This is a genomic window from Actinomadura meridiana (genome assembly GCF_039537545.1).
In the GTDB taxonomy this organism is placed as follows: Bacteria; Actinomycetota; Actinomycetes; order Streptosporangiales; family Streptosporangiaceae; genus Spirillospora; species Spirillospora meridiana.
Map to the genome: position 1 here is coordinate 78127 of NZ_BAABAS010000029.1, position 21977 is coordinate 100103.

Consider the following 21977-nt stretch of genomic DNA (forward strand, 5'->3'; position numbering starts at 1 on the left):
ATCTAGGGTTGACTGGCGATGTCCCCGGGAGTCATGGAGTGGCAGATGTCGGTCGCGCACATCGGGAACGTCAGTTTCAAAAGATTGATTTCCGCGGATCTGCGCCAGACGATCACGGCGGTGCCCCAGTCGCTCGACAACCAGTGGTTCGACCGGGAACTCCTGGATCGGGCGCGGCGCGCGGGAGGAGTCAGCCAGAACCTTGTCCGGGAACAGGCGCGAAGGTCGCGGCGCGAGTATCTCCGCGCCCTGCTGAATGCCGAGAAGGTCCTGGTCAACCGCGCGTTCCTGTACAACAATCCGCAGGTCTACCAGGACTTCGAGAAGAAGGGCCGTAACCGGGACGCCTTCCGCCAGATGCTGGAGCGCGAGGTGATCATCCCCTTGCTCCTGTCGGAGGACGGCCCGCTTCCCGCGACCGACCCGGCCTTCCAGGTCACGAAGGGCCTGGCGGCGTGGCGCGAGATGGCGGAGAACATCATGATGTCGTGCCTGCGCATGTCCTGGGACGACCACGAGAACACGGCGCTCACCGGGGCCATGTCCAAGTCGTTCGGGGCGTTCCTCACGGGTTTCGTCCAGTTCGAGGCGGCCGCGTTGCGGCGGGACTTCGGCCTGGACGAGGACGAGGCCCGCAGCGCCCTCGTCCGGCTCAAGGAGGTCGGCCGGTGGGCGTTCGACGAACTGGACGCCGGGCGCCCGGTGGCGCGGCAGGCCCTCTATGAGAAATTCGTCGTCGGCGAGGGCGGAGATGTCGCGGGACGCCAGTACGATCCCGGCCTGCCGCACATGGCCGTCGTGAAGCAGTTGATCGACCTGAAGTACGCCACGAACGTCGCGGACGCGCTCGACGTCTTCACGCTGACGCCCAGCGATTCGCCGCGCCGCACCGCGTTGCAGGAAGCGCTCCATTTCCGGCGGCGCCAGGCCGACCCGGTCGAGTCGACGAACTCCGACGAGCTGATCAGGCTGCTGCGAAATCTGACCTTCGAGTACGTCCAGGAACTGCTGGAGGCGGTGCCCACGCTGGACCGCCTTTCTCTGGCCGATATCTGGCAGGTCCGCAACGAGCCGGAATGGCACGCCTACAACTCGGCGCTCGCCGGTGTCGTCAACGCTCCGTCCATCGACACCCTCACCGATCCCGACACCGGCGTCGTGGAGATCAGCCGGGCGTACCTCACGATGCTCAACAAGGCGGAACGGATCCGCAACGACAGCGTCGGCGGACGGTTCGGCGGCCTCACCGAAATCGCCATCGACATCGGCGCGATCACCGTCAACACCCTTTACCTGCCGGACGGCAGCGTGGGGTACGAACTGCTGGGCGACATCGCCAGCCTGGCGGGCACCAAGGCGGCCCGCGTCACGCTCCGACTCGGCCTCGGCCGGTTCATGGACAACAGGTCGCGGCACCGGATCGAGTCGACCGTGCAACTGCTCGACGTCCGCATGGAGGATCCGTACCGGGAGGCGAGGAAACTGATCGAGTTCCTGTCGACGCGCGGGCCGCTCCAAGACGGCGACGACGACGGCGCCGACCTGTCCAACGAGGGCTGATGACCACACCGCACGAAGAGTACGAACGGCTCCGCGGCGAGCGGCCCGACCTGTTCGCCAACCCGCCCGGCGCGTGGACCGCGATCCTGGACGACTTCCCGACCGAAGGCGGCCCGTACGGCGTCCGTTACCGCGACGACTACATTCTGCTGCTGCGCGACCCCGTCAGGTTCCCCGACGGCCGGACCGGCGGCTACATGCGCGCGTTGCACGCCCACGGGGAGGGAGGCGCGGCCGTCCTCGCGACCTGCGAGGGCGGGGTCGTCCTGCTGCGGCACTTCCGGCACGCCACCCGGCAGTGGCACTGGGAAATCCCCCGTGGTTACCCGGAACCTGGCGAGACGCCGGAGCAGACCGCCAACCGGGAACTCCGTGAGGAGACGGGCGTCCCGGCCCGGTCGATGACGTTCCTCGGCGACTTCTACGCCGACACCGGCGCCGCGGGGAGCAAGGTCGGCCTCTTCTGGGCGGAGGTCGACCGCCCGCACGCCTCCCATTCCGAGGAGGGCATCGACCGCGTCGAGCTGGTGCCGCCCGAGCGGATCGACCTGATGCTGGGCCGCGGCGAGATCACCGACTCGTTCACCCTGGCTGCCCTGCTGCACGCGGGGGTGCGCGGTCTCGCGCCGTTCTCGTCCCGACCCGTCCGCCGCGCGGCGGCCGAAACGGGCTAGCATTTCGGCAATGAGGACCCGGTTCGCGGCCGTGACCGCGCGGGCCTGGAGACGGCTCGGCGGCCGGACGCAGTGGCGCCTCGCCCGGCTCCGGCACCGGACGTTCCTGGTGTACGCGGGCGGCATCGTCCGCGACGACGAGGGCCGCGTCCTGCTGCTGCGCCACCGCCTCTGGCCCGCGTACCGGGCGTGGGGGCTGCCCGGCGGCTACGTCGAGTCCGGGGAGCGCCTCGAAGACGGCGTCGCCCGCGAGGTGCGAGAGGAGACGTCCCTGGAGGTGAAGGTCAGCGGCCCACCGGCGGCGGTCGCGAGCGGCTACCACCACCGCGTCGAGACGTACTACGAGGCCCGCGTGACCGGCGGACACCTCGTCCTGGACGCGACCGAGATCCTGGAGGCCCGCTGGTACGGCCTGGACGACCTCCCGGAAAAGATGTCCCCCGGCCTGCGAACCCTGATCCTCTCCCTCACACCCCCGTCCTAACCGCCGGGCCGCCGATCGCCCAGCTTGACCTCAGGACGACTTGAGGTTGCATGCTGTACGCATGGACCTCACCGACATCGAACGGGACTACCTCGCCACCCAGCTTCTGGCCCGGCTTGCCACCGTCGGGCCGAAGAATGACCCGCAGAACAATCCCGTCACGTTCACCTACAACGCGGAGATCGGGACGTTCGACATCCGGGGCTGGAACCTCGCCAAGTCGCGCAAGTACCGCAACGTCCAGGGCAACGACCAGGTGGCGCTCGTCATCGACGACCTGGCGTCCGTCAACCCGTGGAAGGCCCGCGGCATCGAGATCCGCGGCCGCGCCGAGACGGTCGTGGACGGCGACTTCCCACCGGGCGCTCCCTATGACTCGGACGCGATCCGCGTCCACCCGCACACGATCTTCACCTGGGGCCTCGACCCTGACGCCGAGGGCATGACCAAACGCACCGCCGAGTAACCACACGTCAGGCACAGGCGGGTCGCCACCAGGCCGCCGGGCCGTCGGGCCGTCGGGCGCCGGGGCGCCGGGGCGCCGCCGAGAGTGTCCGGCGGCGGGCGCGCCGCGCGCCCCGGTCTCCGCGCCGCCGGACGGGCGGCGATGAGCCGGGGCGCTCCCGGTCCCCCCGTCATGGGGATGGGTCATGAGGACGGGTCATGGGGAATGGGTCGTGGGCAATGGGTCACGGGAGGATGTTCCAGCGCTGGCTCCAGGCGGGCTTCCCGTCCGATCCGTAGCAGTCCCAGACATGGATCGTGGCGCCGTTGTCCCATCTGGGTCCCTCGATGTCGAGGCAGCGGCCGCCCGCGACATTCCTGAGCTGCGTCCAGCCGTCATCGCCGAACGGGATCTTCTCCCAGTTCTGGTTGTTTCCGCCGTGGCAGGTGAACTGGTAGACCAGGTTTCCGTTGCCGTTCGGATTGTCGTCCGACTTGTCCAGGCACTTCCCGGACAACTGATTGATGAACCGGAAGACATCGTGACCGTTCATGTCGCCGACCCGTTCGACGATCCATCGCTGGTTTCGCACGTCATCGGTGGTCCTGAATTCCCACAGGTGCACTCTGCCCCTGTCGTCCCTGGACCACCCCTCCACGTCGAGGACCTTGGTGGGGTTCAGGAGCCCCCTGATGGCGGTGACGTACGAGGTGGTGGCGGCGCGAGCGGGGGAAGTGGTGCCGAAGAGCATCGCCATGACGGCGACGCCCGCCATGGACCCGGCGGCGAACCGGCTCGTTCTCATGCGCGTCTTCATTCCTGACGTCCCTTCCTGACCGCGGACTTTTTCGTCGGCTAGGACGCTCGGACGCCTACTCCGGTCTGCAACCGCCTTTGGCCTCCCTTGGTCAGACTTCGGTCAGCCACAGTCATTGACGAAAATTTACATTCGAAGTAAACCGCCCACCAGTATCACTGGTTGCTCTTTGACGTTTCCGCATTACAGAAGTACGACGCGGCGTGGTCAGCCCACCAAGATCCGCCCGATCGTCACAACTCGACCGCTCCCGTATTGACCGCAGGTGCCAATGTCGCGCCAACGGAGTCCGCTTCTGGAACATCGCCGAAGGCGTGTTGGGTGCGCGTACGCCGACGTTCTCACCGTCGAGCAGACGTACCGGAGCTGGGAGCAGGCCAGTCTGCAATGCGGAATCGACGCCTACGTGGCGCGGCGTTCACCGGGCGCGCAGTGGTTCGGGATCTCCGGCGCGGACCGGCGCTTCGAGAGCCTCGACAGCATGCTGAGCGGCGCGCTGCGCTCCGGCGCGTACCAACTCGGCCGCCCCGACTACGTGACCGCGGCGACCGGCCCCGCGAAGACCATGGATGTCGTCGAACTCGGGTTGGTCGCGACGACGGCGCCCGACGGCACGCCGATCGCGATCGGGGTACAGAACACAGACCCCTACGACGGGCAGTGCGTGCTCACCATCTTCGCCCGCGACCGGACGACCGCCGGAGAAGTACGGGACGAAGTGGAACGGCTCAAGGACGAACACGACGTCCTACGCGGCCAGTTCGCGAGCTTCAGCGCCAGCGAACACAACGAGAACGAGCTCGTCGCCTTCCTCCCCCGGCACACTCTGGCCGCGACGGACGTGATCCTGCCCGACGGGCACCTGGAGGGCATCGAGGCGCACATCGTGGGCATCGCCGAGCAGGCCGAGCGGCTCATCGCCGCCGGGCAGCACCTCAAGCGCGGCCTTCTCCTGCACGGCCCACCCGGCGTTGGCAAGACGCACACGGTGCGCTATCTCATCGGCCGTCTGTCCGACTACACGGTCATCCAGCTGACCGGTCCGGCGATGCGGTTCCTCGAATACGCCGTGGCGCTGGCCCGCAAGCTCCAACCCGCCGTCATCGTCTTCGAGGACGTCGACCTGGTGGCCGAGGACCGTGAGCTGCACGACAGTTCCCCGCTCCTGTTCTCCCTGCTGAACGCGATGGACGGTCTCGCCGAGGACGCCAACGTCGTGATGGTGCTGACGCCGTCGAGCCCCTCACCGACGCGCATTTCGAGGCGGCCCTGGCCGGAATGACGGCCCCGGGACAGTCCCTGACCCCGGGCCTCCTCGGCGCCCGCCCGGACGCTCTCGGGGACGTCGAACCTCAGGAAATCTAGCCCGGACGCAGCACCCCGGACGTCGGCCATGGTAAGAAAGTCAAAGCACCCCGAAACGACCGAACCCCGCCCACGAAGGCGACGCTCCCGAACGCGGTTCGATCCATCCTGGAAACGGCAGGACCCGTAGAGAGCCGGTTACCGTGCGTCCAACCCGCCGGACGCGCAGCCCGGGGTGATTCAGCGGACAGACCGTAATCCACATACGGGCGCCTGCCGAATACAACCCATCGGAGGCGGTCGCCGTGGCCGAGACCGGCCGTACCGAACTGAGGACGTTTCAGCGAATGAGAGGATGTGAAACACCAGAGCTCGGCCCACCGTCGACTATTCCCTCTGAGTGATGAATTATTTCGATGAATTACTTGCTGGTTGACATACGCGACAACAACATCCTGGCCTTTCGGCACTTCCTTCTTGAGGGTCCGCAGGCGTGGGAACCTCTGAAACGCGAGCTGCAAACCGACGATGAGACCGCGGCGGGCTACGTGTCGCTGCTCCTCGGCGCGTTCAGCGTCGCGGTGCGCCGGAAGTTCTCCCCGTCCTGCACCGTGGCCGACATCGTCCGTTTCGTCGCCGACCTGCGGATCAAGGCCGAAGAGGACTCGGTCACGATCGACCCCCTCTTCATCGAGGACGTCATCCGCCGCGCCGTCGACGCCCCTCCTCTGAACGACGACGAATCCCCCGGCGACCTGACGTCCGTCCTGAACGCCAAGGTCTTCATCCTCCTCCACCTGGTCGCCGAGTCGAACTTCTCGGAACCCGACCTGGACCGCTTCATCGAGGACGTCACGAACTACACCAGAGACTGGCTCGCCGCCCAACGCACCGAGTCGACCCCCCGTCCCCCCTCCCTGGCCCCCTGAGACCCGGCCGCCCGACGACTCCACCGCGGCGAGGTGTTCAGGCCATTGCCGGGAACGGGCGGCGGATGAGTCAACGGTTGACGATGAAAAGTGCCGGGGGTGTGGACTCGGCGAAGGGGATTGTTATGCGTAGGACGTCTGTTCTGGTGGTCGCGTGCCGGGCGGTGCCGTGGATGATCCAGCGGCCGTCCCGCGTTTCGGTTCGCTGGACGGTGAGCGTTTCCGGCAGATAACTCCAGGCGGCGAGCGCGGCACGGGCGGACGCGACGGCCTGCGCCTCGGTGGGCGTCCGGCCACCACGGCGCACCAGTCGGCGCCACAGCGCGCGGAACGGGCGAAACAGCCGTGTCACGCCCGCGTCGGCCCGGTTGCCGATGACCCCGCCCACCCCCGCGGCACCAATGTACGTACCAATCTCGACGGCCCTGTCAACGAGATCCGGGAGCGGCTGCCCCATGCCCTGCCCTGGGTACGAGGGCTGCGGGTCAGGAAACGCGTCAGGCCGGGGCGGCGCGGGTTCCGGTCGCGGAGGCTGGTTGTCGTCGTAGGGAGGGGCGACCGGTCCGGAAAAGGGCTGAGCGGAGGGTCCCTGCGGCCGAGCTGGGTCTCGCCGTATCCGCTGGGAGCGGAGCCAGGCGGTGACGCGGCCTTCCCACCCCGGAATGGCCTCGCCGTCCTCGTGGACGTAAAGCTGACATCCCCTGATCAGGTCATCCCACGGGTCATGCGTGAGACGGCAGCCGCGCGCGTGCGTGACGATGCTCAGGACATGCCGCTGAATGTCCTCCACGTTTCGAGACGCGATCCCGATCGCGGCGTCGTTGATCGTCCAGAAGTCCGAACACTCGCCGGGCCCACCGGTCGCCGGGTCAGATCCTTCCGGCCCGGTGAACAGATCCGGATCGTGCCCCAGTTGGAACACGGCCTCGTTGATAAGGCCATAGAGGAGATCGAACGACAGTGACTGAGGATCTGGCGAATCCGGCCCGGTGGACATGACTCCAGGATCTGCCACCTCTCACATCAGCGGCAACCTCCGCAGGCCGTCACCAGGATGGCCCCTGTCTCCAGCTCGCGATATCCGCCGCAGCCCACACCAAGGACGCCCAGCTCGGGGCACGATCACCCCGCCCCGTCACAGCCATTTGCCTCCGCAACCACTCTCCGGAATGGCTCACGACCTCGACCACGACCCCGCGCGAAAGTTCATGGTGGGGTACGGATTGCCGACGACGTCCGACATGGCAGAAGCGGACATAGGCCCGGAATGGTCGTGATAGGAACTACGGGTGTCCTCGCCAACTGAATCGCCTGTGTTCGAGGTTCCCCGGCCGCCGCGTCCTGGGAAACGGCAGCGCTGGCGCTACCTCTTCCTGCTCTTTCCGATCGCCGTTGGTGTCGTCGCCGTTGTGAACGGTTTGTCGGGCGGGGACGAGTCGTCGGGGCCGACCGCGAAGCTGGCCTGGTGGTTGGACAACACCAAGGCCCCGCTCGCACCGCACGATCCTGTGGCGTGGACGTCCGGGGACGTGCTCGCGCTCGCCGCCGGGCGGCAGGTCACCGGGTACGGGGTCACGGACGGGACGAAGCGTTGGGCCGTCCCACTGACCGGGGACGTCTGCGCCGCGTCCAAGCTCATGTCAGGCGGGCGGATCGCCGTGCTGCACAGCGATCCGGGCGCCAAGTGCGGCCGCGTCCAGGTGATCGACGTCCAGCGTGGGACGGCGGTGTGGCAGCGGCCGCTGCCACCGTGGGACTCCAGTGGCGACAAGGAGACCCAGGTCGTCATCGCGGACGGTGTCGTCGCGGCGCAGCGGGAGGACGAGGGCATCAACGCCTTCCGGCTTCGTGACGGGAAGCCCATCTGGCAGCGCATCGGCCTCGTTCAGGGCTGTCTGTACGCGGGTGTCGGCGGTGGCGAGGCGCTGGTCGCCGAGCAGACGTGCCGAGGCGGCCTGACCACCGCGGTCCAGTCGCTCCACGCGGCGAACGGTAAACCGCGTTGGACCCGCGTCCTCGGCGAGGACACCGGTGTGGCCGGGATCTTCTCGACGAATCCAGTCGTGATCGGAACCGGGGACGGCTACAGCGGCGAGGTCAACGAGGTCATGCTGCTCAACAAGTCCGGGGCCCCCGCCGGACGAGTGAAACTGGGCAAGGACACCAAAGTGCAGTGCGCGACAGGAGAGGCCACCTGGTGCGACGGCATCGTGCTCAACGGCACGACGGCCTACGTGCGCGTCCAGGTCGGCGAGTTCAGCGGGGCGAACGTCGTCGCCTACGACCTGACGATTGGGCGCCGCCTGTGGAAGAGCGACATCACCGACCGCGCCGAGCTGGTCCCGGTGGGCATGGACGGGGCGCGGCTGATCGCGGCACACCCGCCGGTCTCGTCGCGCAAACACGGCTATTCGGGTGAGCCGAGCACCGTCGTGGCGCTCGATCCGCGTACCGGAAAGTCGTCCGAACTGATGTCGATCTCCGAGTCGCAGACAGGGGTCGATGAAATGATCCGGAGCAAGGGCCGCCTGTCCTGGGTGAACGGCCTCTTCGTTCTGGTCCGCCAGGATTCCGAGCCAGGTTCGGAGCCCGTCCTCGCCGTCTACGAACCGCCGAAGAACAAGGCCGCCCCCAACCAGTGAGCCGCGCTGTCCGAACGTGGTCGTGCGAAACGAACGCCCGTTGTCGGGGGCGCTGCCCTCTTAGCGCCACGATAGGGTTTCGCGGTGATCGAATTGTCGGGGTTCGACGGGGCCGTCAAGGCGGGGATCTCCGCGTACTGTGTACGCCATCGGCAGGAAGATCAGTAGGCGGTCGGCCAGCCATGGCTCGACACCGGTACTGGTCAGCCGCTCAAATATTTCGTTGTCACTGGGCGACTCCTGGCCCGCGCTACTCCTGAACAACCACCCATGGCCCACCGGCCAATCAGTGGTAGCCAACGCCCCAGCCCCACTCCCCGAAGGCATGGTCGCATCCGCATCTTCGCCCTACTAGTCCCCGCCTAGAGCCTGAAAGCGTTCGACCTTCCAGATCACCGGGGCTAAGACTCGCGGCAGGACGGGCGAAGAATTGTGGTTGGTCGCGCAGGCCAGCCCGTCACCCGGGATCTCGGGAGACCCGGTCAAGCATCTCGGATGTCCGGTCTCGCGGCGGCGAGCAGTCGACCGGAGCTGATCACAGGGCGTTCGTCGGAGCCGATGCGCACACCCGGCGGAAACCGATCACTGTAGGCGCCAATGGCCCCGCGGCCAATCATGGTGATATCGCCGTGGTCCATCCCCAGACCTCCAGGCGGTCCTGAGTCGTACGGTCGCCCCCCACTTCAGCAGCCGTCGTGTCCATTCCGTCATAATGGGTATTCTTTGAAAGCCTCGCCGGGCGCATATCGAACCGAGTCCCCCGTGTCCGAGATCCCAAGGCGCGTCCACTTCCGGCCACCGCCCGATGAGAGCGTCCCGTGTTCATCAAGGAGATAGCCCCCCTGTCGTTGTGAGACGAGCTCGTCGGCCCAGCAAGAAGCCTTGGTGCTCCCAGCCACCACGTTCGAGCCGGAGCGGTCGGGCGCGGCCGCCGCCGCGCCCCGGCAATGTGAGCACCGGTGCCTCCGACGCGGCTGGGACGGATCATCCGGTGGGCTCAGGCCGGCTCTCTCCCAAAGAGCGCGTGGGACGGCGTGGTCGGGGCATAGGGTTATGCCATTCGGTGAAGTCGATGGCGGGTGGGTGATCGTGACCGCAATGCTGTTTCGGACCACAGATTATTCTGTTACACATCTCGTCGAGGCCATCGATCGCGGTGACGTCGCACTTCCGGACATTCAGCGTCCGTTCGTATGGAAGGCGACCAAAGTGCGGTCGCTCTTCGATTCCATGTACAAGGGCTTCCCCGTTGGGTTCCTGCTGTTCTGGGAGACTGACGCGGAGCCGGGGGCGCGGCGCATCGGAAGCGGGGACGCCGTACCGCGGAACCTGATCGTCGACGGGCAGCAGCGGCTGACTTCCCTGTACGCGGTCATGAAGGGCATCGACGTCGTACGCGAGAACTATGACCGGACGCGGATCCGCATCGCGTTCCGGCCCGCCGACGGCAGATTCGAGGTGACCGACGCGGCCATCGAGAAGGACCCGGAGTTCGTTCCCGACATCAGCGTCCTGTGGGCGGGACGGGGCTTCCACGGAGTCGTCCGGGAGTTCATCGAACGGCTGGGCTCGCGCCGGAAGGTGTCCCAGGACGAGCAGGACCGGCTGACCGAGGCGCTGGACCGGTGCCGCGACCTGTGCAACTACTCCTTCAAGGTGATGGAGCTGTCGCGGTCGATCGACGAGGAGCAGGTCGCAGAGATCTTCGTCCGGATCAACAGCGAGGGCGTGACCCTCAACCAAGCCGACTTCATCCTCACGATGATGAGCGTCTTCTGGGAGAAAGGGCGCGTCGACCTGGAGGAGTTCTGCGGGGGCGCCAGGCGACCCACCCTTGACGGAGAGACGGCGTTCAACTGGTATCTGCGACCGCAGCCCGACCAGCTCCTGCGGGTGAGCGTGGCGCTGGCGTTCCGTCGGGCAGTACTCAAGCAGGTCTATCAGCTGCTGCGCGGCAAAGGCGGGCAGGGCCTGGGCCGGGACGACCAGTTCGCCGTGCTGGCGGAGGCCCAGTCCCATGTGCTCGATCTCGGGAACTGGCACGATTTCCTGCGTTGCCTGGAACGCGCGGGTTTCCGCGGCGCGAAGATGCTGTCGAGCGACAACGCCGTGCTGTTCACCTACGCGATCTGGCTGTTCGGCAGGACCCGGTTCGCGGTCCCACCGGAGCAGCTGGAAGCGGTGATCGCCCGGTGGTTCTTCATGGCGCACACGACGGGCCGCTATTCGGGCAACTTCGAGACTCAGGCCGAGCGTGACTTCGCGATGCTGGGCGATCTCGACGACGGCGACGCGGACGGCTTCCGCGCCGCCTTGGACCGGGTCATCGACTCGACGCTGACCAACGATTTCTGGACGATCGGGCTGCCCAACGCGCTGGCCACCTCGGCGTCCAAGTCACCAAGTCTGTCCGCGTATCTCGCGGCCCTCAACATTCACGACGCGCCGGTGCTCCTTTCCCGGACGAGCGTGCGCACCGTCCTCGACCCCGCGCGGACCAGCAGGACGGGCGTCCGGCGGGATCACCTGTTCCCGCGAGCGCATCTGCGGGACACCGCTCAGATCACGCAAACACAGATGAGCAACCGGATCGCCAACATGACGCTCGTCGAACGGCGGACCTCCGGGGAGGACGACCCGGCCCGCTTCTGGGCCGCTGAGATCGAGGCGTCCGGCCTCACTGAGGACGAGATACTCCGGCAGCGCGATCTGCACGCCCTTCCGGACGGATGGGAGGAAATGGGCTACCACGACTTCCTCTCGATGCGACAGGAAGGAATGGCCAGGGTGATCAGGGACGCGTTCCGGCTTCTCAGCGATCCCGACTACTCCCCCGACTACCCGGCCCCCGGTGGGCAGGTCACGGTCACGAGTCGCCGCGCGTATCACGGCGTGTCGGTTTCCGATCTGATCGAGCGAGGGTTGCTGGAGGTGGGCGCGACGCTCGTCGACCGTCGTCCCGACGGTGAGGCGGCGACCGCGGTGATCACGTCGCAGGGCCTCATCGAGATCGAGGGCGAGGCCACGAGACGCCGACCGCCGCGTCGTTCGCCGTGGGCGGCAGGGGAAACGGGTGGGAGTTCTGGCACACCCCGGTCGACGGCGTGCTGCGTTCGCTGGCCGCGATCCGGGCCGAGCACATGCGGCAGGCGGGCCAGGGTCAGTCCGTGGACTGACCCTGAAGGTCGCCCAGGGCGTCCAGCAGGTAGGCGCACCACGCGATGGCGGCGCGCACGGCCAGGCGACCGTCCCGGTCGTCCACACCGGTGACGGCGGTGACCCCGCCGTGCCCGTCGCCCGCCGTGTTGCGCAACCTGTTGACGCTGAGCGCGAGCTCACGCAGGCTCTCCATCATCGCCTGGACGTGCCGCGGTTTGGTCTCGGAGAAGGCGGCGATGCTCTCCATCGCCTTCGGGATCAGCACGTTCATGTTCGGGTTCTTGCCCGCGGAGACTCCTGTGCGCGCGAGGACGATCTTGGCGGTGGATTCGATCAGCCGTTTGGCGGCGCCGATGTCCTGGCTCGGGTCGGCGCCGAGGTTGCGTTCCAGGCGGAGGAGTTCCGCGCGGATCGCGGACGCGTCGGCTAGCTCCCGGTCGGCGGCGTCGGCCAGGGCCCGGACGGCGGCCAGGGGGTCGCCCGCCTGGGTGAGGTGGTAGCCGTCGGCGGCGAGGCAGTCACGAAGCCGGACGACGCGTCCGGGGCTGGCGTTCGGCGCGTTCTCGTAGATCTCCGCGAGCCTCGCCGCGACGGCCAGGACCGAACTCACGGTCGCCCGGTCGGTCAGGTCGAGAGCCTTCAATGTCCTGGCCAGGCGCTGCCGGACGTTCGGGACGATCACCGCTCCGCGGTCACGCACCGGCGGGAGGGCCTCCAGCGTGATGCCCTCTCCGGTGAGCACCCGCTCCACGTCGGGCGCTGATCGGGTGAGGTCCGCGATCGCGCCGATCGAAGCGTCGCTCAGCAGCCTTGTTCCGGACATCATCGGCCTTTCGGACGGCTAGGGATGCTGGACGGGGGTCACGGCGGTCGACGTCGCCCGGCCACCGCGCCTCAACGCCAGGTCGACGAAACCCGCCGACGCGCTCACGGCGCGCACGAGCGACGGCCAGATGGCCGCACCCCAGCCGCGCAGGGCACCATGCGTGGGAACGGTGGAACCGAGTCGGCCGCGGGCGGTCGCCCCCGCCCTTCCGTGTTCCGATCCGTAGCCTAGCGGCGAGACCGGCCCGTCGACGTCGTTCGGCGGCGGCCCCGGGCGCGATTCCCACGGGGAAAATGCCGACGACCGCGATGGTAGGGACCGTTCTCTGCCCGCTGCGACCCGTCACCGGTCCCCCAGGAACGGGCTCGGGTCGCCGTGCCAGGTGATGTGGAGGGTGTCGCGGGCGCGGGTCGCGGCGACGAACAGCAGGGAGCGGGCGCGCTGGAGTTCCCGCCGGTACCGGGCCGGGTCGGACTGCTCCCATCTGCGCAGATAGCCCTGCGGGACGAGACCGTCGGAGATTCCGGCGACGATCACGTGCTGGTATTCGAGGCCCTTGAAACGGTGCATGGTGCCGACGTGGACGACGTCGTCGACGCGCGGCCCGTCGGGCCCGATGGAGGCGGCGGGGATGCCCGCGCGGGCGAGGCGGGCCTCCATCTCGGCGACCATGGCGCGTTCCGGGACGCTGATGGCGATAGACGGGGAGGGCCCGTCGATCAGCTCGCTGACCTGGGCTGCGATGTAGTCCTGTTCGTCCTCCCAGGTGGTGGCACCGTGCACGGCGGGCGCGGAGCCGCGCAGCACCGACCGGTAGCCGGTGAGCTCATCGGTCTCGCCGTCGAGGTCGTCCCACGATTCCTCGCCGAGGAGCCGGACCGCCGAGCCGAGGATCTCGTGCGTGGTGCGGTAGCTGAGTGTGAGCCGTGCCGAGCGCCGTCCGCGGATGTTGATGCCGAGCACGCTCAGCGAGACGTGGTTGTCGTAGAGCCGCTGGTGGACGTCGCCGACGAGGAAGATGTCGTCGGGTCCTTCGGGGACCATGGCGCGGAGCATCGTCCAGTGCGCGGCGGCGAGGTCCTGTGCCTCGTCCACGACGATGTGGGAGTAGCGCGGGCGCATCCGGGCGACGGAGGCGTCCTCGCGATGGACGTTGAGGCTGCCCTCGCGGTGCCGCCGTATCTTCTCGGCGCGTTCCTGTTCGAGGCGGGCGGCGTGTTCGGAGACCTGCCGGTAGGTCCACTGGTTCTTCTCGTCTAGGCGGAGCCGGAACTTCTCGACGAGCCGCCAGATCTCGGCGCGCTGGGCGCGGCCGATGCCCCGGCCGCGACCGGGACGGCGGGTGCGGAAGTAGTCGGCGCGGGAGTTGCCCGCCATGCCGAGGATGACGTGGGTCCATTCGGCGTGGAGGAACTCGGGGTCCCAGATGGTCTCGCCGAGTTCGAGGAGCAGGTCGCGCCATTCCTGGACGGCCTTGGCGTCGTCGATCCAGCGGCGTTTGCCACCGGGTTCGGCGCGGGCGACGACGTCGGCGGCGAGCTTGTCGATGTTGACGATCTCGACGCGGGACACGGTTTCGGGGCCGCCGAGTTCCAGGAGCCGTTTGCGCAGGTCGGCGGCGAGGTTCTTGTTGAACGTGGTGAACAGGACGGGCTTGTCGTCACCGGGCGGGAGCCGGTCGACGAGATGCTTGACGCGGTGCAGCGCGACGATGGTCTTCCCGGTGCCGGGTCCGCCGCTGACGCGGGCGGAGCCCTTGTTCTCGCGTTCGACGAGCTTGCGCTGGCCGGGGTGCAGGAAGACCTTCCAGCGGCCGAAGTCGTCTTCGAGGACGGCCTGGAGCTCGGTGTCGGACGTGGTGACCTGGGTCGCGGGCCGGGCGAGCGCGGTCGCGTAGTCGTCGGTGTCGACGTCGTCGTCGGCTTGGACGGGCGCGGTGACCTGGTCGAGAACCTCGTCGAAGGTCTTCCCGAAATACAGTCCGAGGAGTACCTCCTCGGTGAGCGCGGGCGCCATCTCGGTGAGCCCGAGCAGCTCGTCCTCGGTCGTGATCGTCCTGATCAGCGGGATCAGGACGGAGGCGACGCCGAGCTGGAGGAGCTCGTCGTCGGTGAGGTCGGCGAACAGCGGCCGCGCCGGCGCGGGCACCGCTGGGACGGGCACCGGCACAGGTGCGGGCTCGGGCGCGCGAGGCGTGGAGACGTTCTCCTCGACGCTGACGAGGTCGACGAACTCGATCGCGCCCGTCACATCGTTGATCTTGTACTGGTAGCGGTCGAGGTTGTCGTAGACGTCCTTGCGGTGCTTGACGGCGACGAGGATGTAGTCGCGGGCACCGACGTGCAGCAGCAGCGCCCGGTACTCGGCGCTGACCCGCGCCGAGTACAGCCGGGTGTGGCCCTGGAGCTGTTTGAGCCGCAGGCCGCGCGCGTCGGGGTTCTTGCGGAAGTCGTGCTGGAACTCGTAGATCGCGCCTTTGACGACGCGCGGGAGTTTCTGGATCTCCTTGTCGGCCTTGTCGAGCAGCCGCAGCGTCGCCTCGCCCCGCGTGGTCATGCGTTCCTCGCCTTGATCCGTTCCGCCAGTTCGTCAACGTCCCACCAGGTCGCCCCCCGGGTCTCCCAACCGGCGTGGGCGTAGGCGTGGTAGCGCCCGGTGGCCTCGTCGTCGTTGCCCGCGAGGACGACGGCGACTTTGGCGTCCGGCCAGGCCAGCTCGGCCTGCCATGCCTGTTCGCCCAGCTCGTAGCCGACCTCGGGGACGGGGACGCCGCGCGCCATGAGGCCGCGCGCCAGGTCCGCGAGGCCGGGTTCGTCCGGGTCGAGCAGGTCGAGCGCCTCGGCCCAGCCACCGTCCGGCACGGGCACGTCGGCCACGGGCGCGTCAGGCACGGGCGGGTCGGCCGCCCGAGGCGGCTCCGGGCCGGTGGCCTCCGGTTCCGGTCGTGCCTCCGGGACGCTGCCGGGCGGGAGGTCGTCGGTGTCCAGCGGCAGCAGGCTCAGCGTCGACGTCAGCCCGGCGCCGCCGGTGACGGCGAGCGCGGCGGGGTCGAAGCCGTCGAGGGCGGTGAAGGCGAGCTGGACGCCGTCGCCCTCCCCGTTCGAGAGGAACTGGAGCAGGTTGCCCCAGTACAGCCAGGCGTGCCAGCGGCGGCGGTGCGCGTCCTCGTCGGCGTCGATGGCGGCGGTCCGGTCGTCGATGACCGCGAACGCCGTCCACGCCCGGGTGCGGCCGTTCACGACGGCGGTGAGCGGGCAGCCGCTCGCGTCGACGGTCCGGGCGAGCATCAGGTCGCCGGGTGGCGAGGTGGGCAGGGCGTCGCCGCGGACCGCCGCCGCCAGCAGGTCGGCGACCCCCTCGGGGGCGGCCCGCCGCGTCTCGGCACCGGGCATCACGAGGCCCGTCACGGCCGCCTCGGCACGGCGCCGCCAGCGGTCACCGTCCGGGTCGGCCAGGAACGCCAGCAACGTCTGGATCGGGTTGGCCCAGATCAGGTCGGCCAGTTCGGCCGGGTCGCCGCCGCCCTGGAGGTAGCCCTCGCGGGCCCGTCCCTGCGCGTTGCCCTGGTACGGAACCCAGGCGGGTGTCTCGGGGAACAGGCCGCTCTCCCACTGTTCGACGTCGTCCCAGGTGATCTGGAAGACGACACGGCCGTGGGCGCGCAGCCGCGCCCGTTTGGCGGCGTCGCCCGCGAGCCGGTTGGCGTGCGGCGCGGCGTGGTAGGCGTAGCCGTCGAGGTAGACGGCGACCTCCAGCGGCGCGCCGTCGAGCCGTTTGAAGTAGACGTCGGGCCGTGTGCCCTTGATGGTGTTCTGCAGGATGACCTGCCAGTGGACGACGTCGTCCCCGGCGGCGACGCGCAGGTCCGCGGTGCGGCGATCGTTGAGGCGGGGGCCGGACGCGATGGCGCGGCCGCTGCCCGGCGCGCGTCCCCACCGCATGAGCGCGTCCAGGAACCGGGCCTCCAGTTCGCTCTCGACCTGGTTGACGAGGGAGATGTCGTCGGTGCTGGCGACGGACGCGGTCTCCCAGCCGTCCAGCAGGTCGGTGAGCATCTCGACGGCGAGGCCCCGGTCGGCCTTGTCGAACTCCTCGCCCCGCACGTGGGACAGCAGGCAGCGGTGGCAGGCGGCCCTGCCCTCCTCGTTGGCGCACGGGCAGTGGAACGCGACCTCGTACGCCTCTTCGAGCACTTCGCGGAAGCCGCCCTCGGTGGACATGCGGTGCAGGTAGCCGGTGCCGCCGGGCAGCGTGTCGTGCAGGACGAGGAAGCGCCGCCGGTGCCCGCTGTGGTGCAGGTGGTCGGGCATGGTCGCGGTGACGATCCGCAGGTGGGCGGGGTCGCCGCCGTACCTGCGGGCGATCCCGGCAATCAGCGCGGCCTCGAATGTGACGGTCCGTTCGGGGATCATCGTGGTGGCGATGGGGACGAGGATCCGCAGCGCCTCGGTGCGCAGCTCGTGCGCGAGGATCAGCGGTTCGTGCTCGACGTCGCCGCCGCGCCGCTGCGGGCACCAGGGCCGGTGGTGGCTCCGGGACGCGTCGTACCCGGACGTGGTGGTGCCGGTGAGTCGCCCGTCCCCGCCCGGCGGGCCGTCCGCGGTGGCGCCGCCGCACGTCCGGCACACGTGGAACGGGTTCAGCCGCCGCAGGTCACCGGCGAACGGGTCACCGGCGGGACGGTCCATGCGCAGCGACCCGAGGTTGAACCGGCGGATCACGGCGCGCCGGGTGAAGTCGACGCCGAACACGCGGTTGGCGTGCCGCCACGCGCCGGGGGCGATCTCGTCGCGCGGGATGTCGACGGCGACGGCGGTCTCGTAGTAGCGGCGCTGCCGGTCGTCGTGGTCGTCGCGGATGCGGGCGTCGTCGCGCAGGTCGTGGGCGGTGACGCGGGTGGGGACGAGGACGGTGTGCAGGCCGCTGCTGTCGCCGATGCGCGGGTTGCCGCAGCGCGGGCACGGGCTGTGGTCCTCCTGGGCGGCGGTGGTGCGGACGAAGCCGCATTCCTGGCAGACGCGCCACTGCTGGTAGGCGGGACGCTGCGGGGTGCCGATGTCGAGTCCGGTGACCTCGTGCCGGTAGCCGCGGATGTAGAAGTGGTTGCCGGGGGCGAGTTCGGTGAGGGCGAGCGACGCGGACCGCTCGTACTCGCGGATCTCGCTGTGGAAGCGCCGGTCGCCGCGCGCCCGGTCGGCCCGCTGCCGGTCGGCGGGGGCGGGTGCCTCGCCCGTCTCGTCGCCGACGCGCTCCTCCCAGGTGAGGGTGGCTTCGAGCGCGGTGGCGGTGTCGATGAGCGAGTAGTTCGGCAGCAGCCCGAGTTCGACGAGGGTGCCGTGCGCGTCGCCGCGCCCGATCTCGCCGATGCGCGCCTGGACGGCCCGGCGCTCGGCGCGCAGTTCGGCGCGGCGGTCGCGCTGCTGCCGGTCGGAGTCGATCATCGCGTCGATCGCGGCGTCGATGACGTCCAGGCGGGCGCGCATGTCGGCGAGCCGCTCGTCCCAGACCCGCGCCGCGGCGGTGACGGTGTCCTTCAGCCCGGCGACGGCGAAGTCGCGAAGCCGCCGGGCGGCGTCCTCGGTGACGCCGGTCTCGGGGTCGCCCTGGGCGAACAGGGCGAGGAACCCGTCGGCGAGCGCGTCGCCCCGGCCGAGGACGGCGTCCTGGAACGCGGGCAGCCAGCCGGACTCGCCGAACAGCGCGGACGCGAGCCGCGGCATCGGCGGCAGGCCGTCGAAGTGGTCGCGGGCGGCGAGGTCGGCGAGGTGCGCGACGTACTGGCGTTGGAGGATCTCCACCGCGGACAGGTAGCAGCCGGGCGGGACGATGTCGCCCGCGATCATGTCCGTGGGGTCGGTCAGGTAGTACCGGTCGCGCGGGTTCCGTCCGATGAGCGTCAGCAGGAAGGCGTTGCCGGACCTGCGTCCGGCCCGTCCCGCCCGCTGGACGTAGCTGGCGGGCGAACGCGGCAGCGACGCGAGCACGACGGTGGACAGGTCGCCGATGTCGATGCCCAGTTCCAGTGTCGGCGTGCACGCCAGGACGTTCGGGTCGCTGTAGCGGGCGCCGTCGCGGAACCTCTGCTCGACGTCCTCGCGCTGTGGACGGGTGAGCGCACCGGTGTGCTCGGCGGTGATGACGCTGAACGGGCGCCTGCTGCGGTAGAGCAGGCGGTAGTAGTCCTTCTCGTACAGGTCGCTGCGCCGGGTGTCGGTGTCGAGACGTCCGGTGCAGCGGTAACGCGGGCAGGGCGACTCGACCCATTCCCGCAGGCGGTCCGGGTGGACGGTCTGCTGCCAGTTGCAGACGGGGCAGTACACCCCGGCGGCCTGCACCTGGTCGTCGTCGAGCGCGCGCACCAGGACGTGACCGGGGCGCAGCCCGTAGACGGGTGTGGCGCCGTCTCCGGCGGTGCGGCGCGCGATGACGTCCTCGTCGGTGAGGAGCGTCAGCAGCCGCGACAGGTAGGGGCCGGACGCGCCGGGTTCGATGCCGAGGCAGCGGGCCGTCCAGTCCTGGAACCAGGACTGCCGCCCGGTGATCCCGTCGAACTCGCTGCGGTCCTTCGGCGCGCCCAGGACGAAACGCGGCGCGGACAGCCCGCGCGGGAACGCGGGCATCCCGTCGGGACGCTTGCCCCAGATGGTCATGTAACGCTTGGTTCCGGCGCCGTCGATCCACGCGTCGAGCCAGTGGTGTTTGATGGCGCCGCGCATCCGCATGCGTTCGAGCAGCCCGCGCACGTACGCGACGTAGGTGTCGTGGCCGGGCAGCCCGGTCAGCGCGGCGGGCCCGGCGAGCTGGAGGTCGCGGGCGAGGTCGGCGACGCGGTCGATGTCGTCGACGGCGACCTCGGCGGCGACGGTCCGGGTGAGCTCCAGCGTGCGGCCCTGCCGGGAACGCAGCCCGAACTCCAGGACCGACGCGAACGCGAGCCGCTCCCCGATCAGGTTCCACGTCCGCGCGGACCCTTCGGTCTCGCCCGCGAGGAGCGCGTCCACGTCGTCGCGGTCGTGCAGGTCGGGCGGCACCACCGAGGGGAGGTACTCGGGGACGCTGGCCTCCTTGACGGTGTCGGAGATCAGCTCGTGCAGCGGTTTGGGCCCGTCGGCGTCGTCCAGTTGGGACGCCAGCAGGAGCCGCAGCGAAAACCCGTACGACCGGTTCGCGACGAACCCGGCGCGGTGCGCGGCGTCCTGTACGGAGTCGTTGAACAGGAGGGTCTTGCGTTCCTGCTTCTCGAGCTGGCCGCCGGTGAAGAGCTCCGTCACCGCGACGGACGCGAGCGCCGCCAGCCCGGAGCCGAGGAACCGCGTCCCCTGTTCCATGCCGCAGGCGGGGCAGCGGTCGTTCTCGGCGTCGCGGTTGCTCTCCTTGGTGTGGGAGAGGTCGGTGAGGACGAACACGTCCCGGAAGTCGGCCCTGGCGGAGTTCGCCAGGTCCTTCTCCGGGTCGAGCGGCCGGACGTGCTGCCCGTTCGCCGCCAGCACCAGGACCTTCGGGCCGCCCCGCTCCCCCGCCGCCTGCGCCTCCGCCTCACGCCGCGTCGCGGTGATCAGCGGCCGGACGAGACGTTTCTCCGCGATCCCGGACCGGTAGACGCGGGACGGGTCGGTGACCAGGTCGTGCGGGTCGCGTTCCGGGGAGATCGCCGCCCAGCCGGACCGTCCGCAGTGACGGCAGTACACGGTGGGCAGCATCTCCCGTCCGCCGCCGGTGACCGTGGTCTCCGTGTCGAGCGGCGGCGCCTCCCCGTACCAGCCGAACCCCGGCCGGGGCCCGACCGCGCGCAGCAGCCGCGTCACCGACCGCACCCACAGATGCGTCTCGATGTGCAGGAAGGGACGGTCGGCGTCGTCCGGATGCCGCGCCTCGGACAGCAGCGCGACGAACCGCGCCAGCGCCGCCGCGGCCTGCATCGGCGACAGGCGGATCGCCGTGCCCCAGCTGTAGGCGCCCTTGCGCGGGAGGAGTTCGAGGATCTCGCCGAGCGTGTGCGGCTTCCCGTCCAGCACTTCGAGGACGGCGCTGGTGAGGATGTGCTGCCGCAGCACCGTCCCGAGTTCGCGCGGGGTGAGCGAGTCGCTTCCGGTGACGGCCTGCATGATCTGCGCCATGGCGCCGTCGTCACCGTGCGGGTCGGGGATGGACGCGAGTTCCTGCGGGTCTGGCAGAGGCAGGTTGTAGTCGATCCCGGCCTCTTCGATGAACTCGTCGGTGCTCTGCCGGTCTTCCCCGATCACCGAATCGGGGCCGAAGGGAGTGCCGAACACCGTCTCGGCGACCCGCCGGATCTCGGCGCCGTCCCCGCTCTCCCCCAACGTCGCGCTCGTCGCGACCGGACAGATGCGTCCAAGTGGTCTGCCCGGCTCGCTGTGCCCGGCCGCCGCCGCGAGACGCCGGAGCAGCATCGCCACATCGGTGCCCTGCGCGCCGTCGTAGGTGTGGAACTCGTCCACGACGACATAAGCAAGGTCGGCGTCCTCCCAAAGAGGAAGGTCGTCGGCGCGCTGGAGGAGGAGGTCGAGCATCTTGTAGTTGGTGATGAGGATGTCCGGCCGCGACCGCCGGATCTCCGCCCGACGCGTGTACACGCGCGGGTAGCCGGTCTCGGGGGTGTCACCGATGTAGAGACCCGCCGTCACGTCACCCAGACCGGGTTGCCGGAGGTAGTCGTCGAGCCGCTGGGCCTGGTCGGTGGCCAAGGCGTTCATCGGGTAGAGCAGAACGGCCTTCACCCCGCCCTTCCCCTGCGCGCGCGCCCTGCGGCAGTGGTCGAGCACCGGGACCAGGAAGGACTCGGTCTTGCCGGACCCGGTCCCCGTCGTGATCAGCGTCGGCTCCGCCCGATGGTTGAACGTCGTGAGCCGCCGGAACGCGGCCGCCTGGTGCCGATACGGGACGAACCCGGCAGGCGCCCACTGGAGCAGCCCCCGCCACCCGTCACCCTCAACGCGGAACGGCGTGCGGATGCGCAGGTAGGGACCACGGAAGATGCCCTGCTCAGCATGGTTGAGGAACCGCTCCAGCCCGTCGCGCACCTGCTCGTCCGCCAACGCGAACGTGGTCGTGAGGTACTGCGTCAGATTCCGCCGAACCTCGTCCGCCGCCAGCGTCGGCCTCACCGTCTCGCCCC

The 21977-nt window shown here is 69.5% G+C and carries 14 protein-coding genes; 9 read left to right on the plus strand and 5 right to left on the minus strand.

Features of this window, described 5'->3' with window-relative positions; genetic code table 11:
• Window positions 1-33: 33 nt before the first annotated feature.
• The 4 genes from ABD808_RS35510 (at window position 34) to ABD808_RS35525 (ending at window position 3184) form a co-directional block, all read left to right on the plus strand.
• Entirely contained in the window at window positions 34-1560 is a 1527-nt protein-coding gene (locus ABD808_RS35510; RefSeq protein WP_344906886.1) for a hypothetical protein, read from the plus strand.
• Window positions 1560-2234 (plus strand): NUDIX hydrolase, encoded by a 675-nt coding sequence (locus ABD808_RS35515; protein ID WP_344906889.1) that lies wholly within the window; start codon window positions 1560-1562, stop codon window positions 2232-2234. The genes ABD808_RS35510 and ABD808_RS35515 overlap by 1 nt, the downstream gene beginning before the upstream one ends.
• Before the next feature lie 10 nt (window positions 2235-2244).
• Window positions 2245-2718 (plus strand): NUDIX domain-containing protein, encoded by a 474-nt coding sequence (locus ABD808_RS35520; protein WP_344906892.1) that lies wholly within the window; start codon window positions 2245-2247, stop codon window positions 2716-2718.
• 61 nt (window positions 2719-2779) lie between these two features.
• Window positions 2780-3184: a PPOX class F420-dependent oxidoreductase gene (locus ABD808_RS35525; protein WP_344906895.1), complete on the plus strand. Its 405-nt coding sequence runs from the start codon at window positions 2780-2782 to the stop codon at window positions 3182-3184.
• Between the two features lie 223 nt (window positions 3185-3407).
• Here the strand turns inward: ABD808_RS35525 and ABD808_RS35530 are convergent, their stop codons facing one another.
• Window positions 3408-3968, minus strand: coding sequence for an RICIN domain-containing protein (locus ABD808_RS35530; protein WP_344906898.1), 561 nt, complete (start codon window positions 3966-3968; stop codon window positions 3408-3410).
• 283 nt (window positions 3969-4251) lie between these two features.
• Between ABD808_RS35530 and ABD808_RS35535 the strand changes: the two genes are divergently transcribed.
• Together ABD808_RS35535 and ABD808_RS35540 are read left to right on the plus strand one after the other, a co-directional pair.
• Complete coding sequence (locus ABD808_RS35535) at window positions 4252-5262, plus strand: ATP-binding protein (protein ID WP_344906901.1); 1011 nt, start codon at window positions 4252-4254, stop codon at window positions 5260-5262.
• 448 nt (window positions 5263-5710) lie between these two features.
• Entirely contained in the window at window positions 5711-6214 is a 504-nt protein-coding gene (locus ABD808_RS35540) for a hypothetical protein (RefSeq protein ID WP_344906904.1), read from the plus strand.
• 70 nt (window positions 6215-6284) lie between these two features.
• Here ABD808_RS35540 and ABD808_RS35545 read toward each other — a convergent pair whose 3' ends face one another.
• Window positions 6285-6602 (minus strand): hypothetical protein, encoded by a 318-nt coding sequence (locus ABD808_RS35545; RefSeq protein ID WP_344906907.1) that lies wholly within the window; start codon window positions 6600-6602, stop codon window positions 6285-6287.
• A gap of 336 nt (window positions 6603-6938) precedes the next feature.
• Here ABD808_RS35545 and ABD808_RS35550 point away from each other — a divergent pair, with 336 nt between their 5' ends.
• From ABD808_RS35550 to ABD808_RS35560, 3 genes are all read left to right on the plus strand, one after another.
• Entirely contained in the window at window positions 6939-7178 is a 240-nt protein-coding gene (locus ABD808_RS35550; protein WP_344906910.1) for a hypothetical protein, read from the plus strand.
• 349 nt (window positions 7179-7527) lie between these two features.
• Window positions 7528-8856, plus strand: coding sequence for an outer membrane protein assembly factor BamB family protein (locus ABD808_RS35555; protein WP_344906913.1), 1329 nt, complete (start codon window positions 7528-7530; stop codon window positions 8854-8856).
• Window positions 8857-9954: 1098 nt separating this feature from the next.
• The gene (locus ABD808_RS35560) at window positions 9955-12126 is read left to right on the plus strand and encodes a GmrSD restriction endonuclease domain-containing protein (protein ID WP_344907638.1); all 2172 of its coding nucleotides are present in this window, start codon (window positions 9955-9957) and stop codon (window positions 12124-12126) included.
• Here the strand turns inward: ABD808_RS35560 and ABD808_RS35565 are convergent.
• The 3 genes from ABD808_RS35565 to ABD808_RS35575 form a co-directional block, all read right to left on the minus strand.
• Complete coding sequence (locus tag ABD808_RS35565) at window positions 12017-12841, minus strand: abortive infection family protein (RefSeq protein ID WP_344906916.1); 825 nt, start codon at window positions 12839-12841, stop codon at window positions 12017-12019. The two genes, ABD808_RS35560 and ABD808_RS35565, sit on opposite strands and share 110 nt — an antisense overlap.
• Window positions 12842-13183: 342 nt before the next feature.
• Entirely contained in the window at window positions 13184-15397 is a 2214-nt protein-coding gene (locus ABD808_RS35570; RefSeq protein WP_344906919.1) for a UvrD-helicase domain-containing protein, read from the minus strand.
• A complete protein-coding gene (locus ABD808_RS35575; protein WP_344906921.1) occupies window positions 15394-21966 on the minus strand; it encodes a DEAD/DEAH box helicase in 6573 nt (2190 codons plus the stop codon). The genes ABD808_RS35570 and ABD808_RS35575 overlap by 4 nt, the downstream gene beginning before the upstream one ends.
• Window positions 21967-21977: the final 11 nt, after the last annotated feature.

Bases quoted from the DNA above. Each gene is read 5' to 3' on its own strand.
- ABD808_RS35560 (WP_344907638.1), top strand. From the start codon at position 9,955: ATGCTGTTTCGGACCACAGATTATTCTGTTACACATCTCGTCGAGGCC.
- ABD808_RS35515 (WP_344906889.1), top strand. From the start codon at position 1,560: ATGACCACACCGCACGAAGAGTACGAACGGCTCCGCGGCGAGCGGCCC.
- ABD808_RS35525 (WP_344906895.1), top strand. From the start codon at position 2,780: ATGGACCTCACCGACATCGAACGGGACTACCTCGCCACCCAGCTTCTG.
- ABD808_RS35510 (WP_344906886.1), top strand. From the start codon at position 34: ATGGAGTGGCAGATGTCGGTCGCGCACATCGGGAACGTCAGTTTCAAA.
- ABD808_RS35520 (WP_344906892.1), top strand. From the start codon at position 2,245: ATGAGGACCCGGTTCGCGGCCGTGACCGCGCGGGCCTGGAGACGGCTC.
- ABD808_RS35530 (WP_344906898.1), bottom strand. From the start codon at position 3,968: ATGAGAACGAGCCGGTTCGCCGCCGGGTCCATGGCGGGCGTCGCCGTC.
- ABD808_RS35570 (WP_344906919.1), bottom strand. From the start codon at position 15,397: ATGACCACGCGGGGCGAGGCGACGCTGCGGCTGCTCGACAAGGCCGAC.
- ABD808_RS35535 (WP_344906901.1), top strand. From the start codon at position 4,252: ATGTCGCGCCAACGGAGTCCGCTTCTGGAACATCGCCGAAGGCGTGTT.
- ABD808_RS35565 (WP_344906916.1), bottom strand. From the start codon at position 12,841: ATGATGTCCGGAACAAGGCTGCTGAGCGACGCTTCGATCGGCGCGATC.
- ABD808_RS35550 (WP_344906910.1), top strand. From the start codon at position 6,939: ATGCGTGAGACGGCAGCCGCGCGCGTGCGTGACGATGCTCAGGACATG.